The 14,531-nt window shown below is 69.1% G+C and carries 17 protein-coding genes and 2 pseudogenes; 10 read left to right on the top strand and 9 right to left on the bottom strand.

All coding sequences use genetic code 11. The features are described 5' to 3' along the window. Positions 1-10 precede the first annotated feature (10 nt). Positions 11-1,801: a substrate-binding and VWA domain-containing protein gene (locus ACH4EW_RS30025; RefSeq protein ID WP_398262303.1), complete on the bottom strand. Its 1,791-nt coding sequence runs from the start codon at positions 1,799-1,801 to the stop codon at positions 11-13. A gap of 183 nt (positions 1,802-1,984) precedes the next feature. Here ACH4EW_RS30025 and ACH4EW_RS30020 point away from each other — a divergent pair, with 183 nt between their 5' ends. Further along, on the top strand, positions 1,985-2,764 hold the full coding sequence (locus ACH4EW_RS30020) for a CPBP family intramembrane glutamic endopeptidase (protein WP_398262335.1): 780 nt from the start codon (positions 1,985-1,987) through the stop codon (positions 2,762-2,764). A 124-nt stretch (positions 2,765-2,888) separates the two neighbouring features. Here ACH4EW_RS30020 and ACH4EW_RS30015 read toward each other — a convergent pair whose 3' ends face one another. The 3 genes from ACH4EW_RS30015 to ACH4EW_RS30005 all read right to left on the bottom strand — a co-directional run bounded on the left by ACH4EW_RS30015 (position 2,889) and on the right by ACH4EW_RS30005 (position 4,606). Continuing rightward, positions 2,889-3,710, bottom strand: a complete 822-nt coding sequence (locus tag ACH4EW_RS30015) for a PhzF family phenazine biosynthesis protein (protein ID WP_398262301.1) — start codon at positions 3,708-3,710, stop codon at positions 2,889-2,891. Between the two features lie 214 nt (positions 3,711-3,924). Continuing rightward, positions 3,925-4,356 (bottom strand): SRPBCC family protein, encoded by a 432-nt coding sequence (locus ACH4EW_RS30010; RefSeq protein WP_398262299.1) that lies wholly within the window; start codon positions 4,354-4,356, stop codon positions 3,925-3,927. Between the two features lie 61 nt (positions 4,357-4,417). Beyond that, positions 4,418-4,606, bottom strand: coding sequence for a hypothetical protein (locus ACH4EW_RS30005; protein ID WP_398262333.1), 189 nt, complete (start codon positions 4,604-4,606; stop codon positions 4,418-4,420). Between the two features lie 130 nt (positions 4,607-4,736). Here ACH4EW_RS30005 and ACH4EW_RS30000 point away from each other — a divergent pair, with 130 nt between their 5' ends. The 3 genes from ACH4EW_RS30000 to ACH4EW_RS29990 are packed head-to-tail and all read left to right on the top strand — an operon-like array spanning position 4,737 to position 6,768. Continuing rightward, positions 4,737-5,306, top strand: coding sequence for a Clp protease N-terminal domain-containing protein (locus ACH4EW_RS30000; protein ID WP_398262297.1), 570 nt, complete (start codon positions 4,737-4,739; stop codon positions 5,304-5,306). Between the two features lie 22 nt (positions 5,307-5,328). Next, complete coding sequence (locus ACH4EW_RS29995; RefSeq protein ID WP_398262295.1) at positions 5,329-6,357, top strand: EamA family transporter; 1,029 nt, start codon at positions 5,329-5,331, stop codon at positions 6,355-6,357. A 45-nt stretch (positions 6,358-6,402) separates the two neighbouring features. Continuing rightward, positions 6,403-6,768 (top strand): hypothetical protein, encoded by a 366-nt coding sequence (locus ACH4EW_RS29990; RefSeq protein ID WP_398262293.1) that lies wholly within the window; start codon positions 6,403-6,405, stop codon positions 6,766-6,768. On the opposite strand, the gene ACH4EW_RS29985 is transcribed toward ACH4EW_RS29990, so the two are convergent. Next, positions 6,750-7,445 carry a pyridoxamine 5'-phosphate oxidase family protein gene (locus ACH4EW_RS29985; RefSeq protein WP_398262291.1) on the bottom strand — a complete coding sequence of 232 codons (696 nt, stop codon included), beginning with the start codon at positions 7,443-7,445 and terminating at the stop codon, positions 6,750-6,752. The genes ACH4EW_RS29990 and ACH4EW_RS29985 overlap by 19 nt on opposite strands. A gap of 36 nt (positions 7,446-7,481) precedes the next feature. Between ACH4EW_RS29985 and ACH4EW_RS29980 the strand changes: the two genes are divergently transcribed. Continuing rightward, positions 7,482-8,813, top strand: a complete 1,332-nt coding sequence (locus tag ACH4EW_RS29980; protein ID WP_398262289.1) for an aminotransferase class I/II-fold pyridoxal phosphate-dependent enzyme — start codon at positions 7,482-7,484, stop codon at positions 8,811-8,813. A gap of 7 nt (positions 8,814-8,820) precedes the next feature. Here the strand turns inward: ACH4EW_RS29980 and ACH4EW_RS29975 are convergent. Further along, positions 8,821-9,194, bottom strand: a pseudogene (locus ACH4EW_RS29975) (EamA family transporter); the annotation flags it as partial. A gap of 173 nt (positions 9,195-9,367) precedes the next feature. Here ACH4EW_RS29975 and ACH4EW_RS29970 point away from each other — a divergent pair. Continuing rightward, positions 9,368-10,282: a LysR substrate-binding domain-containing protein gene (locus ACH4EW_RS29970; protein ID WP_398262287.1), complete on the top strand. Its 915-nt coding sequence runs from the start codon at positions 9,368-9,370 to the stop codon at positions 10,280-10,282. A 17-nt stretch (positions 10,283-10,299) separates the two neighbouring features. On the opposite strand, the gene ACH4EW_RS29965 is transcribed toward ACH4EW_RS29970, so the two are convergent. Then, a complete protein-coding gene (locus ACH4EW_RS29965) occupies positions 10,300-10,776 on the bottom strand; it encodes a pyridoxamine 5'-phosphate oxidase family protein (protein ID WP_398262285.1) in 477 nt (158 codons plus the stop codon). A 112-nt stretch (positions 10,777-10,888) separates the two neighbouring features. Here ACH4EW_RS29965 and ACH4EW_RS29960 point away from each other — a divergent pair, with 112 nt between their 5' ends. Next, entirely contained in the window at positions 10,889-11,584 is a 696-nt protein-coding gene (locus ACH4EW_RS29960) for a cysteine hydrolase (RefSeq protein ID WP_398262283.1), read from the top strand. A gap of 14 nt (positions 11,585-11,598) precedes the next feature. Here the strand turns inward: ACH4EW_RS29960 and ACH4EW_RS29955 are convergent, their stop codons facing one another. Further along, complete coding sequence (locus ACH4EW_RS29955) at positions 11,599-12,078, bottom strand: Rieske (2Fe-2S) protein (RefSeq protein ID WP_398262281.1); 480 nt, start codon at positions 12,076-12,078, stop codon at positions 11,599-11,601. 85 nt (positions 12,079-12,163) lie between these two features. Further along, positions 12,164-12,576 (bottom strand): annotated as a pseudogene (locus ACH4EW_RS29950) (alpha/beta hydrolase family protein); the annotation flags it as partial. A gap of 94 nt (positions 12,577-12,670) precedes the next feature. Between ACH4EW_RS29950 and ACH4EW_RS29945 the strand changes: the two are divergent. From ACH4EW_RS29945 to ACH4EW_RS29935, 3 genes are all read left to right on the top strand, one after another. Continuing rightward, a complete protein-coding gene (locus ACH4EW_RS29945) occupies positions 12,671-13,051 on the top strand; it encodes a hypothetical protein (RefSeq protein WP_398262279.1) in 381 nt (126 codons plus the stop codon). A 151-nt stretch (positions 13,052-13,202) separates the two neighbouring features. Further along, positions 13,203-14,060 carry a HipA family kinase gene (locus tag ACH4EW_RS29940; protein ID WP_398262277.1) on the top strand — a complete coding sequence of 286 codons (858 nt, stop codon included), beginning with the start codon at positions 13,203-13,205 and terminating at the stop codon, positions 14,058-14,060. Then, positions 14,057-14,440 (top strand): DUF3037 domain-containing protein, encoded by a 384-nt coding sequence (locus ACH4EW_RS29935; RefSeq protein WP_398262275.1) that lies wholly within the window; start codon positions 14,057-14,059, stop codon positions 14,438-14,440. The genes ACH4EW_RS29940 and ACH4EW_RS29935 overlap by 4 nt, the downstream gene beginning before the upstream one ends. The last annotated feature ends 91 nt before the right edge of the window (positions 14,441-14,531 follow it).

Here is a 14,531-nt window from a genome sequence, read left to right as displayed (position 1 = left end):
GCGCTGAGCGCTACTCCTGGGCTGCGTGGCTGGTGTGCCCGGCCGTCATGACAGCCTGCAGAATCACGGCCTGGATCTCGGCCGGGTCGGTGACCTGGTAGCCCCCGCCGCCGGTCACCTTCGCTATCTCGTTCACCTCTTCGCGGTCGGCCTCGGGGCCGACCGCGATGGCGAGGAGCGGCACCGGACGCTCCGGGTCGGCGATCCGCTTCAGTTCCGCGACCAGGGCGCTGCGGGAGCTGGAGCCGTCGTCCTGGTTCGAGCCGTCGGTGAGGATCACCACAGCGTTGAACTTGCCCTTCACATACGTTGCCTGGGCGTGCTTGTACGCGGCCAGAGTGGTGTCGTACAGGCCGGTCGCGCCGCCCGGCACCGGCTGCAGTGCGGAGAAGGCCGCGGCGAGCCTCTCACGGTGGGTGCCGCCGCCCTTCGCCGGATTGCCGAGCCGGTCGGTCGGCACCAGCTGTCGGTAGTCCTTGTCGCCGTCGAGCGTGGTGGCGAACTCCCAGAGCCCGATCTCGTCGTTCGGGGTGAACTGATTGAGGGCCTCGATCAGGGACGCCTTGGTGATGTCCATCCGGGACTGGTTGCGCCCCGGCACGATCGTGGCCATCGAACCCGAGGCATCGACGACCGTCGTCAGCCGGGCGCTCTGCACCGTGATCGTCCACATGCCGAGCGTTTGCTGGAGCGCCTTGGCGGACGGCGCTGCGGCAGCTGTGGTGGCGTACGGCTGGGGCTTCCTGCCGCCCGCCGATGCGACCACCGACTCCGTGGCCGACCCGTCCACGCTTCTGAAGCCGTGCTCCTTCAGGATGGCTTGCGCGCCCGGCTCATTCAGCAGTGCCATGAACCGCAGGGCCGCCCGGCCCTCGAAGGTGCTCATCCTCATCTCGTCCACCAGCGTGTACGGGTAGTCGAGCAGCGGGGTGCCGTCCTTGGGATAGAAGAGATCGAGCCTTCCACCGCCGGTCGACTGCGCGTTGTGGGCGAACGCGGCCTGCTCGGAGAGGAGCAACGCACGGTTGCGCTTCGGATTGTCCTGCTCGGCGCCCGAATCGCCGTGCGCCAGCGTTTCGAGCACCTGGGTGTCACCGTCCGACATGCGCTGCGCGAGCAGCTTGGCGGTTGCCGCGACCCTGGTGTCGCTGTCGCCGCCCTGCTTCTCGGAGGACGCGCCGATGCTGGAGAGCGCAAGCAGACCGGTGGCGCTGCGCGCCGGGTCGGCCGCGCCGAGGCGCACCTTGTCCGAGTCCATGGCCGTGGCCGTCAACGCGGCCCAGGAGTACTTCTTCTTCGGCCAGCCCAGACTCTTGGCCGCCGACGGCACCATGGCCAGGGTGACGGGGGAGGAGGCGACGGAATCGCCCGGTGTGATCGGGATGCCGTCACCGGAACCTTTGGCCCGGTCGAGCCAGAGGTCGGAGTCGGGCAACCAGATCTGGTAGTCCGGGGCACGGTTGCCGGAGCTGAGGGCATCGGCGACCTTGTAGGAATCGCGCGCCACCACCCGCACGTACAGACAGTGGCCGTCGGACTTCACATTGTCCTTGCGTGCCTTGTCGGCGACGGCACGCACGGCGGGGGCGATGTCCGGGGAGGCCACCATGGACAGACGTACGGCGGATTCCTCGCAGGACTCCGAGAACGAGAGCAGGCCGCCCTGCACCGCGACTGCCGTTCCCGCCGCCACTCCGAGGACGAGCATGGTTGCGATCGAGACGGTGCGGCGACGGTGCGGCGGCGGACCGTCCCCGCTGCCGTCGGTCGCGTAGTCATCGGGCAAGCTGTGACGTCCCATGACGGTGGTGCCCCTCCTTGAGGATGAACAAGGAAAAGGGGGACCACACCATCGCCAATGGTGGTTGCCCCCGGACTGTCGCGCATGATCTTCGTACCTGCATTCGAGACCCTAGCGGGACGGGGAGCAGGATGGGGCGTGAATGCACAACTCAAGGCAGGTGTACAGGTGGAGGCGGGGTACGTGGCTGAATCTTTCCGCCAAGAGACCGTGTCGCGGCGGATCTTGCAGTCCGAAACGGTGCTGGTGCTGGCTCTCTCGCTGGGCGCCAGCGGGGTGTCTGCCCTGATCAGTTTTGTCGGATCACTGACGAAACCAGGGAGTTTGAAGGAACAGGCCGCAACGCTCAACGGCTCGTACGCACCAGGGCGTCCATGGCTGGATCTCGCCTGGCAACTCTTCGGAATCGCGACGGCTCTGGTGCCCGTCGCCCTCGTCGCGCATCTATTGATGAGGGAGGGGACGAGCCTGCGCGCCATCGGTTTCGACCGGACCAGGCCATGGCTGGACCTGGGGCGCGGCATGATGGTTGCGGCGGGTATCGGGAGCGCCGGGCTCGCCTTCTATCTGGTGGCGCGGGCAGCCGGTTTCAATCTGACCGTGGTCCCGGAATCACTCCCCGATGTGTGGTGGAAATTCCCGGTCCTGATCCTTTCCGCACTCCAGAACTCCGTGGTGGAGGAAGTGATCGTCGCCGGGTATCTGCTGCGCAGACTCGGGCAGTTGGGGTGGACGCCGATGGCCGCCCTGGTGGCGAGCTCGGTGCTGCGCGGCTCGTACCACCTGTATCAGGGCATCGGCGGCTTCATCGGCAACATGGTGATGGGCGTTGTCTTCGTGCTGCTCTACCGACGCTGGGGCCGGGTCGGGCCGTTGGTCGCGGCACATGCGCTGCTCGATATCGGGGCATTTGTCGGATATGCCCTGCTGGCGGGGAAGGTTGGGTGGCTGCCTACGCCGTGAGTGCGGTCGGCGCCGCTGGGTGGTGTTCACCGACAGGGGCGTACGAAAGCAGTCCGTGGGTGGTGTTCGGCACAGAGGGCGTACGGGAATGGTCCGTACGCCCTCTGCCCGGTCGTCGGAAGGCTCAGAGTTCCGTGAGCAGTTCGCCGTCGATGACCGTTACGGCGTTGCCGGTCAGCAGGGTGCGGTCGCCGCGCAGTGAGGTGCGGACCAGACCGGAACGGGCGGAGGCCTGTAGTCCGGTCAGCTCGTCACGGCCGAAGCGGGCCGACCAGAAGGGGGCCAGCGCGGTGTGGGCGCTGCCGGTCACCGGGTCCTCGTCGATCCCGACGCGCGGGAAGAAGCCGCGCGAGACGAAGTCGTAGCCGCGGGCGGGGTCCTCGGCCGCGGCTGTGGCGATGACGCCCCGCTTGGAGAGACGGGTAAGTGCGGCGAGATCCGGGGTCACTTCTCGTACGCTCCTCTCATCGGCCAGTTCGACGAGGATGTCGCCGAGGTGAGGGCCCGTGTCGTGGACGGAGAGCGGTTCCGTGCCCAGGGCGACGGCCAGCCCGGCCGGGGCGGTCTCCGGTGTCAGCGGGGCTGTGGGGAAGTCGAGCGTGACCGTGCCGTCGGGGTGGGCGGTCGCGGTGAGGATGCCGCACCGCGCCGCGAAACGCACCGTGCCGCTTGCCGTCCGGGTGGTGTGGAGCACATGCGCGGTCGCGAGGGTGGCATGCCCGCACATGTCGACCTCGCTGGTCGGGGTGAACCAACGCAGTGCCCAGTCCGCGTCGCCGCCCGGCGGCAGTGGGTGGGCGAAAGCGGTCTCGGAGAGGTTCAGCTCCATGGCAATCCGCTGGAGCTGTTCGTCGTCGGCAAAGGCGTCGGAGTCCAGCAGCAGGACTCCCGCGGGGTTGCCGGTGAAGGGGCGGTCGGTGAACGCATCAACGATTCGGATCCTCATGACATGACCGTACGCGCAGCGGAAAGCCGCAGGCCAAGGCCAATTCCGTGTCGCTGGAACGAAGAGCTCCGCCGGTGACGAGGTCTTCGACCGTCTGCCACCGATTCCAGGTTCTGTCCTGTCTGATCCTTGCCGACGGGCACTGAGCGCTGAGCACGTGTGCCGAAGGCCTCGCGGCCGAGCCGCGAGGCCCTTCCCGTTGCTCCGGTGGCGGTCAGGCGGCGACAAGCCCGCCGAGTTTGCGCAGCGACTCGACGAGTGCGGCGGTCGCCGAGTCCTTGAGCTTGCCTGCCATCAGGGAGACCGCGGCGCCGGTGAACTCCCCGTCGATGCGTACCGTGGTCGCGTCCCCGTCGGGGGCGAGTGAGTAGCGCATGGTCAGGTTGACTCCCATCGGCCCCTTGCCCTTGGTGGCCAGCAGGCGTGCGGTCTCCAGCTCCGCCACCGTCCAGGTCACCTCGGCGGGGAAACCCATGAGCTTCATGTTCTCCAGATAGGTGGCTGCGAGTTCGAGTGTCGCCGGCCCGCCCTCGGGGAAACTCGTGTGGGTGGCATTCCACTGGCCGTACGCGGTGAAGTCCGTGAGCTGGGCCCAGACCTTCTCGGCCGGTGCTTCGATGCGTGCTTCTGCACTGACTTCGGCCATGCGACCACCCCTTCTCGGCGGGTTACGGTGTCGCGGAACGTAGCCGGAGCGACGTGAACATTCAATACTGATGAACTGTCAGATCCATGTGGTCTGTTCCGTCCGATCCCGCCCGCCAGATCAGGGCGGCGTCGAATCGGTCGGAGACGCGCGGGTGCGGGCCGTCGTCATGGCAGTGGAACGCGGCCGGGAAGAGTCCGCAGTTGCTCAGCGCGCGCGGTGCAAGGCGGCGCGCGCCGTTTTCCCGGATCGGATCCGGGAGTGGCGATATCTCATCCGTAAGGAGGAGAAACCGCTCTGGTGTGCCCAACTTGTGTGGGATGCCTAAATGGGCCCCTCCGGCGATGCTTCGGCGCCGTGGGACTGATGGGGTAAGAGGTGTGCAAAACCGGACGCCGCGGATCCCTCAGCAGCCCGCACCGAACCGTGCTGAGTTCGACGCCAGACTCACAGTGGAGCTGGCCGCCGTGGTGGCGGGTGCCCGAAGGCGCGCACTGCGCGACGGTGACCGGCAGATCGACACTGCGCATCTGCTGCACTCCCTCATCGAATCGGACCCGGAGGTGCGGGCGGCATTCGAGGGCGGGCCCCAGCTGGCCAAGGTGCTCGGCTATCTCGTCCAGCGCAGTATCGGATACGGGCTCCGCTGGCAGGGCGCGGTGGAGCACTCCGGTGCTGTCCCGGTCGTCGCGGACCTGGATTCCGCTGTGCGGGACAAGGGAGTTGAGGGCTGGTCGCCCTCGGCTGCTTCGGCGATGGCCGAAGCCCGTGCGCGGGCGGAGCTGCGCGGTGACGCACGGGCCGGAGGGTTCGATCTGTTCGCGGCACTGGCCTCGGACCACGAGTGCCGGGCCGTCGAGGTGCTGCAGCGGGCCGGCGTCGACGCGGAGCAGCTCGCAGCCCGGATCGTCGGGGCGCCCGGCCAGGGGTGGCGGGAAGCCGACGCCTGACCGCAGCTGTCATGATGTGTCGATGTACGCGTCTCAGGGGAGAAGCGCCAGCCTGGGACTTGCCCTGGCCTCGGCGTTCGCATTCGGTTGCTCGGGGGTGGCGGCCAAGCCGCTGATCGAGGCAGGACTCGATCCGCTGCATGTGGTGTGGTTGCGGGTGGCGGGCGCCGCCCTTGTCATGCTGCCCGTCGCCTGGCGCCACCGGGAGCTCGTGCGCAGTCGGCCAATCCTGCTGCTGGGGTTCGGGCTGCTCGCCGTGGCCGGTGTACAGGCCTTCTACTTCGCCGCGCTCTCCCGTATCCCCGTCGGCGTCGCTCTTCTTGTCGAGTATCTGGCACCCGCGCTCGTCCTCGGCTGGGTCCGCTTCGTCCAGCGCCGGCCGGTCACCCGGGGTGCCGCGGTCGGTGTGGTGCTCGCGGTCGGGGGACTCACCTGCGTGGTCGAGATCTGGTCGGGGCTGAGCTTCGACGTGGTCGGGCTGCTGCTCGCGCTCGGCGCCGCCTGCTGCCAGGTCGGCTACTTCGTCCTGTCGGACCAGGGCAGCGCGGACAGCGCGGAAGGGGGCGAACCTCCGCATCCGGTCGGTGTCATTGCGTACGGACTGCTGATCGGCACGGTCCTCCTCACCGTGGTCGCACGGCCCTGGGACATGGACTGGTCGGTCCTGGGCGGCAGCGCGGGCATGGGCGGCACGAATGTGCCTGCCTGGTTGCTGCTCGCCTGGATCGTGCTGATGTCGACGGTGATCGCCTACGTCACCGGGGTGATCTCGGTGCGGCTGCTCTCACCCGCGGTGGCGGGCGTCGTGGCCTGTCTTGAGGCGGTCGTCGCCACCGTGCTGGCCTGGGTGATGCTCGGCGAGCACCTGTCGGCGCCGCAGCTCATCGGCGGTTCCATGGTGCTGATCGGTGCCTTCATCGCCCAGTCGTCGACACCGAGGACGTCCTCGGGTCCCGTCGTATCGGGACGGGGCGAGGGGCACGTTGCAGGATCGGACGGAGGCCGAGCCCCTGCCGAGGGGGAGCTGTCCGCGGGTCGCGCTGCGACGTGATGTGACGATCACGCGTTCGGCCGTACTTTCGCCGCCTGCTGCCTTGTGCGGCGGCCACTCCTGACGAAGACCGGGCTCGGGCAGTCCCCGAGCGGTCCGTCGCTGCCCCCGTACGCGGGCGCGGCGGTGCGTGCCGCGGCCGTGTCCGTGTCCGTGTCCGTGATCACGCTGCTCGAACCGGTCAGCGCGGCGGCCATTGCTGTGGTGGTGCTCCGCGAACAGCTCACCGCGGCCACCGTCGTCGGCACGCTGCTGCTCGCGGCCGATAGCGGGGCCGGCATTTGCCGAGGCGCGCAGCGTCGCGCGCCCGCTGCCGGGCGGCTGTACCGGCCTGACCACCGGGGTGGACGGGCCGGTCTCCCCGGCGGCGGGCCCGGCCACCCCGGGGGCGATCAGAGCGAGGCGATGTAGTCCGGCACCCTGATGGCGGGATCGAGGTCGTTCGAGGGGAGCGGCGTCGCGTAACCGTGGGCGAGCGGGACGACGCCCGCCCAGTGGTGCAGCTCGAGGTCGCGGGGTTCGTCATTGGGGCCGCCGGTGCGGATCTTGGCGGAAACCTCCTGAAGATCCAGGCGGATGACCGCTGTCGCTGCCAGCTCCTTCTCGTCGGCGGGCCGCGAGTCCGCGGACCGGCCCGGCACCACGTGGTCGACGATCGCGTCGAGGGCGGTCCGCCGCTCCTGCGGGTCGGTAACCGTGCGCGCGATGCCATGGACCACCACGGAGCGGTAGTTGATCGAGTGGTGGAAGGCGGATCGGGCAAGCACCAGCCCGTCGACATGTGTGACCGTCAGGCAGACGGGGAGGCCGGGGTCGGTCCGGTCGGCCTCCCGCAGCGGCCGGGAACCGGTCGAGCCGTGTACGTAGAGCCGATCGCCGACCCGGCCGAAGAGTGTCGGCAGGACGACCGGTGCGCCGTCACGGACGAAGCCGAGATGGCAGACGTACGCCTCGTCGAGTATCGAGTGGACCAGTTCCCGGTCGTACGCCGCGCGATCGCGGGAACGGGTCGGGACGGTGCGCTCGGTCGGCTGATATCCGGCCGCGGCGTCCGGGCCCGTGGTCTGCGGCGGTGCGGTGTCCGACATTGCGGTACTCCATTGTACTAGTGCATAATCGTGTTTGTGCTAGGAGAGTATCGGATTGTTGGGCGGCGCGCATCGGAAATTGCCGCCAGTGTGGAGCGCGGGGTCGGCTCGGGGGACCTCGCGCCCGGACAGGTGCTGCCGCCCATGAGGCAGCTGGCGGACCTGCTGGGGGTGAATCCCAATACGGTGGCGGCCGCCTACCGCACGCTCCGCGAGCGCGGGGTGATCGAGACGGCCGGGCGCCGGGGCAGCAGGGTGCGCCCGCGCCCCGCGAGTACGGCGCGCGGTTCGCTCCGGGTCGAGGCGCCGCCCGGGGTGCGGGACCTGGGGGAGGGGAACCCCGATCCGGCGCTGCTGCCCGCGCTGGGGGAGGCGTTCGCGGTGGCCACGGGTGAGTACACGCGGCGGCCCGGAATGTACGGCCAGGCGCCGGTGGACCCGGAGTTCGCCGCACTCGCCCGCGCCGCGCTGGATGCCGACGGAGTGCCGGCCGGGTCCGTGGTCGCGACCTCCGGATCACTGGATGCGATCGAGCGCGTACTGGTCGCGCATCTCAAGCCCGGTGACGCGGTGGCCGTCGAGGACCCGGGATGGGGCAGTTTGCTGGATCTTGTACCTGCGCTGGGGCTGCGCCCCGTGCCCGTCGCGCTCGACGACGAGGGACCGCTGCCCGATGCCGTCGAGCACGCGCTGAACGCCGGTGCCCGCGCACTCGTGGTCACCGATCGCGCGCAGAATCCGACCGGGGCCGCGATCAGCGCCGGGCGCGCCTTCGAGCTGCGGGGCGTCCTCGCCGGACACCGCGGCGTCCTTCTGATCGAGGACGACCACGGGCACGCCATCGTCGATCTGCCGCTGTACCCGCTGGCGGGCACCACGGACCGGTGGGCATTCGTGCGGTCCGTGGCCAAGGCGTACGGACCGGATGTGCGGGTCGCCGTGCTGACCGGCGACCCGGTCACGGTCGACCGGGTGTCGGGCCGGCAGCGGCTGGGCCCGGGCTGGGTCAGCAGACTGCTGCAACGGGCCGTGGTGCATCTGTGGTCCTCGGACGCGGTCGATTCGGGCGAGGTGGCACGGGCGTACGCAGAACGGCGGGACGCTCTCGTGGAGGCGCTGGAGGAGCGGGGCGTGGAGGCGCACGGACGCAGCGGCATGAACGTGTGGGTGCCGGTCAGCGACGAGACCGGTGCGGTGGCGCGGCTGCTGCAGGCAGGCTGGGCGGTGGCGCCCGGGGCGCGGTTCAGGATGGCCGCGTCCCAGGGCATCCGGCTCACCGTTTCACCGCTCACCGAGGCCGACATCGAGCCGCTGGCCGATGCCGTGGCGGCAGCGGCGGGGCCGGTGAAGCCGCTGAACTACGGCTGAGCCCGGGAGCCAGCGTTCTGCGGACGTACATCCAGCCGATCGGACAGCTGAGGGAGGCGAGCAGGGCCATGGCCGTACCGCTGAAGTCCGGACCGGAGAAGCCCTGCCAGGTGCCCAGTACGGTCAGCGCACCGAGGAACCCGAGCCCGAGTCCGGCGACGCGGCGAGGGTCGGCCGGTCCTCGGAGAGTGCGAGAAGGGAAAGCGCCATGCCCCACAGGGGCGAGGTCGCATTGCAGATTCCGGCCAGCGTCGACGGGATGCTCAACTCGGCATACGCGAAGAGCGAGAACGGCAGTGCGTTCAGGAAGAACGCGGCGACGGCCAGATGCCCCCACGTGCGGGCGCCGCGCGGCAGCCGCTCACGCCGTACCCCCGGCGCGCGGCGGGCGCTGAGGCCGGAGCGGTCGTCCCGGCCGGAAGGGCGGGAGCGGGGGACTTGGCGGGAGGAGTGGTTCTCGGCGTGGCGGCGGCGCTCATGGGGGGCAACGATGACGAAGACAACCACGTAGGAAAAGTGAGAATTTGCGCGCGAATTCGCGTAGCGTTGCTTACATGTTGAACCTGGAGCGCTTGCGCACCTTGGATGCCCTCGCCCGGCTCGGTTCAGTCAGCGGTGCCGCCGAGGGGCTGCATGTCACCACATCGGCGGTCTCTCAGCAGATGTCGAAGCTGGAGCGGGAGGTTGGCCAGCAGCTTCTCGCCAAGAACGGCCGCGGAGTCCGGCTCACCGATGCCGGCCGGCTGCTCGCCGACCATGCGGCCCGGATCCTGTCCCAGGTCGAGCTGGCCCAGTCCGACATCGAGGCGCAGCACGGTGAGGTGGTGGGTGAGATCCGGCTCTCCGCCTTTCCGACCGCGGCCCGCGGACTCTTTCCCGCGGCGCTCCTCGCACTGCGTGCAGACCACCCGGAACTGCGCGTACGGACAAGGGAATTGGAGCCAGAGGACGGGATCCGTGCAGTGATCAGGGGCGACATCGACCTTGCGGTGGTGCTGGACTGGAGCAACAAGCGGCTTCCGGTGTCCGGTGGCCTGGCCAAGGTCGAACTCCTGGACGATGCACCTGACGTCGCGATGCCGGCCGGACACCGGCTCGCGGACCGGGCGGAGGTGGACCTGGAGGAGTTCGCCGACGACGAATGGGTGTCATGGCCGGAGGGTGAATTCTGCTACGACTGGCTGATGTTCACTCTGCGCTCGAAGGGTATCGAACCGCGCATCGCGCATCTGGCGGGCGAACACCACACCCAACTCGCCCTGATCGCAGCGGGGATGGGGGTCTGTGTGGCACCGCGACTGGGCCGGGGGCCGGTGCCTGACGGGGTGCGGCTCGTGCCGGTACGGCAGAAGATGCGCCGGCACGTCCATGCAGTATGGCGTACCGACGCGGACCGGCGTCCGTCGATCAGGGCGGCGGTGGCGGCGCTGCGGATGGCCGGCCGGGAGCTGGATGCGCCGTCGGCGTAGGACGGGAAAGCATGTCTTCAGGTGGTGGACGGCCCTGCGAGCTTCCGGAAGTCCCAGGAGGTGATGGCCTGAGGGGTGAGTCGCAGCCAGGCGTGCCGGCCGTCGTGCGGCATGGTGTCCATCCCGAAGTATTTCGCTGCGAACAGCCGCTCCGGCGCGTCGAGTTCGGGGCACGGTTCGCCGGTACGGGGCGCCTCGCCCACAGGGACGGCCGCGCCGGAGAGTTCGATGCCGCGCAGATCCGCGTACTCCACCCCGTCGTCCACGATCACCGCGATCCTCGGGTCGTTGCGCAGCTGGGACCAGCGCAGGCTGCGGATGATCGAGTACAGCCAGAGCGAGGTGCCGTCCCAGACGAACCAGAGGGCGCCGACATGCGGGCGGCCGTCCGCGGACACGGTGGCGATCCGGCAGGTGCGCTGTTCGGCGAGATAGGTGTCGCGTTCCGCGTCCGTCATCATGATCCGACGGCCCCGTCGCTGAATGGCGGCCATGGGACGCCCCCTCTTGATAGCTGACTTTGTGTCAGAGATCATGGGGCCTCTTCCCTCATCACGCAATGGCGGTTAACCTCGCGCGCCCGATCCGTCACCGAAAGGGGCAGCCGTGCCGTCCAAGGAACAGCTCGCCGCGCAGCTCGATCCTGCCACCACCGTGCTTTTGACGGTCGAATGCCAACAAGGTGTCGTGGGCCCCGGGAGCGCGCTGCCCGAACTGGCCGAGGAGGCCAGGTCCTCCGGCGCCCTCCACCGCGTCGCCCGACTGGTCGCAGCCGCCCATGAGGCCGGGGTCCAGGTGCTGCACGCGGTGGCCGAACGCCGTCCCGACGGGCGGGGTGCCAACAGCAACGCCCGCCTCTTCCGGGCCGCCGGCCGGTTGCCCGTACAACAGCACTCGGGCAGCACGGCGGTACGGATCGCCGCGCCCATCGAAGTGGCGGACGAGGACCTCGTCGTGCGCCGACTGCACGGCCTCTCGCCCATCGCCGGTACGGATGTGGACGCACTGCTGCGCAACCTCGGCTGCCGGACGCTCGTCGTCACCGGGGTCTCGGCCAATGTCGCCATCCCCAACGCCGCGTTCGACGCGGTGAATCTCGGATATACAACGGTGGTGCCGTCCGACGCCATCGCGGGGGTGCCGGCCGACTACACCCCCGCGTTGATCCGCAACACACTCGCCCTTGTCGCCACCATCACGACCACCGATGACGTACTCGACTGCTGGCTGAGCCGAGAGCGGGCCAGGGCCCTGTCCGGGCGATCAGGCCCGGACAGGGCCTGGCGCCGCGACCGGCGCTAGTGCCGCGACCGGCACTAGGAATCGAGCGTGATCGAGTCGCCCTCGACCGTGATCGGTCGGGCGGGCAGCGGCTTTGTGGCCGGACCTGCCATCACGCTGCCCGTCGCCACATCGAACTTGCTTCTGTGGCAATGGCAGTTGATGGTGCCCTCCGACACGCTCGACACCGCGCATCCCTGGTGGGTGCACTTCGACGAGAACGCCTTGAATTCGCCGGCCTTGGGCTGCGTCACCACTACGCCCAGGTCGGCGAAGATCATTCCGCCGCCCACCGGGATGTCGGCGGTCTTTGCCAGAGCGGCTTTGCTGGCCGATGCGTCATCGGTCGGCTCGACCACATCCGATCCGTCATCGGTCGGCTCGACCGCATCCGAACCGCCCGAGTCCTTCTGGTTGCCGCACGCGGTGAGTACGGCGGCCACCGAGACGGCCCCGACCGCTGCCACAACGGCCCGACGCCCGGGACGGACCTCGTGGTCCTGCGATGCGCTCATGCTGGCTTTCCCTTCCGCGATTCACGATTTCGGTGTGCACGACTTCCGTGTCCGACCAGGGGTACGCGCAGCGCGACCCCCGTTTTCAACGCCCAAGGGACTTCTTGAGGAAGTCCCGCTCCAGCAGCACAGATTGCTCACCGTCTCCTCCTGGGTGACCAGAAGCCCGGCCCCGGACAACGGCAGCACCGTGTGCGACCGGCCCGCGGCCAGCAGCGCGGCGGAGAACCGCAGCATGTGGACGACGGCCACATTGTCATCGGCAAGTCCGTGCACCAGCATGAGCGGGCGGGTCGGCCCGGCCGCCTCCGAGAGCAGTGAACTGCGCTCGTAGTTCTCCGGAAGTACATCCGTGTGGCCGAGAAACCGTTCCTCCGAATGGTTGTCGTAGAGCCGTCGGTCGGTACGCGCACCACCGGCGACCGCCGCATGGAAATCCTCCGGGTGACGCAGCACGTCGGCAGCCCCGAGGTACCCGCTGAACAACCAGCCGCGCACGGGGCGACCGGCGGAGCCTCGGCGAGGACCGCGAGCCGTCCGGGAGAACACGCATCGCGCGTCATTGTCAGAGGCGTCTGCAAAGCTGAGCGGTATGACACTGAGGAACTTCAACGACTTTGAGCAGGCCATTCGCGGCGCTTGGGGCGCGGACACCACGACGCCGGATCACCGTCCGAACTGGACCCCGGACAATCCGGCGCGCGACCAGTGCGGTGTCACGGCCCTGGTGGTGAACGATCTGTTGGGCGGTGAGCTGATCCGTGGTGAGGTTCATGTCAATGGCGAGCGAGTGGACTACCACTGGTGGAACCGTCTGGGCATGGGGATCGAAGTCGATCTCACCCGCGAGCAGTTCGGCCCCGAAGAGACAGTCGTCGGCGGAGATGTGATTGAACGGCCTGCCCGGATCATGCGGCTCCGTGAGGAGTATGAGCTTCTCCGCAGCCGCGTCGTGGCGGTGCTGTGTTCGTAGGCGTTACGTCTGCGGGATGTCCGGTGCGGTAACTGTGCAGGTCAGCGAGCTGTCGCGTTCCCTCCAGGGTTGACCGCGGCGATTTCACGGTCTGTGGCGGTTGGTGACATGCCATGGGTCACAAGGCGTCCGAGCTGTATAGCCTGGGGAAATGCTCACCGAAGTCACGGCGACCCGCTACGTCACGCCCTTGCGGGAGGGCGGATCGCTGCCCGGGATCGTCGAAGCCGACGATCTCGGCACCTACGTCATGAAATTCACCGGCGCCGGACAGGGCCGCAAGACACTGGTCGCGGAGGTCATCTGCGGACAACTCGGCCGCAGACTCGGCCTTCGCGTCCCTGACCTCGTGCAGATACAGCTCGACCCGGTCATCGGGCTCGCCGAGCCCGACCAGGAAGTGCAGGAGCTCCTGAAGGCCAGCGGCGGGCTCAATCTCGGGATGGACTTCCTGCCCGGCTCGATCGGCTTCGACTCGCTCGCCTACCAGGTCGACTCCCGGGAAGCCGGGCGTGCCGTCTGGTTCGATGCGCTGATCAACAACGTCGACCGCTCCTGGCGCAACCCGAACATGTTGATCTGGCACGGCGACCTGTGGCTCATCGACCATGGCGCCACCATGATCTGGCACCACAACTGGCCCGGCGCCCAGGCGTCCGCCGCCAAGCCGTACAACGCCTCGGACCATGCGCTGGCCCCGTTCGCCCCCGATATTGCGGCGGCCGCCGCCGAGCTCGCCCCGCTGGTCACCGAGGAGCTGCTCACCGAGGTCGCGGCCGATGTCCCCGACGAGTGGCTGGTGGACGAGCCCGGCTTCGATTCCACTGACGAGCTGCGCCGCGCCTATGTGGAGGTGCTGCTGCCGCGCGCCGCCACCATTCATGAGCGCATCACGATGGAGGGCCCCACCGAGCCCAAGCCGTCACAGGCCCCTGGCTGGCTCACCGAACACCTCACCCCCTGGCCGCACCCCACCAAGAAGAAGAACGACAAGGACGGCCAGCCGTGACCCACCGCGATGTCTTCGAGTACGCGCTGCTGCGCGTGGTGCCGCGGGTGCAGCGCGGCGAGTTCTTCAACGCGGGTGTGGTCGTCTACTGCCACGCCCAGGGTTTCGTCGCCGCCCGAACCCATCTCGACGAGACCAAGCTGAAGGCCCTGGACCCGACCGCCGACGTGGTCGGTGTACGGGCCGCCCTGCATGCCGTCGAGAGCGTGTGCCGCGGCGGTACGGACGCGGGCCAGGCGGCCCGCGACGACGCAGGACGCCGCTTTCGCTGGCTGATCGCCCCGCGCTCCACCGTCGTCCAGCCGAGCCCCGTGCACAGTGGCCTCACGACCGACCCGGAGGCCGAGGTCGAACGATTGCTCGACCTGTTGGTGCGCTGATCCGCAGCCCCCGGCGCCGCCCGCAGCCATTGCGGCAGCGGCGCCGCCGGGTGTGACATGTACCCCTGCGACCGTGGGCCGTTGACACCGA

This window comes from Streptomyces sp. NPDC018000 (assembly GCF_044328025.1).
Taxonomy (GTDB): Bacteria; Actinomycetota; Actinomycetes; order Streptomycetales; family Streptomycetaceae; genus Streptomyces.
The sequence above is the reverse complement of the archived record's forward strand: the minus strand, read 5'-3'. Positions and strand labels throughout refer to the sequence as shown.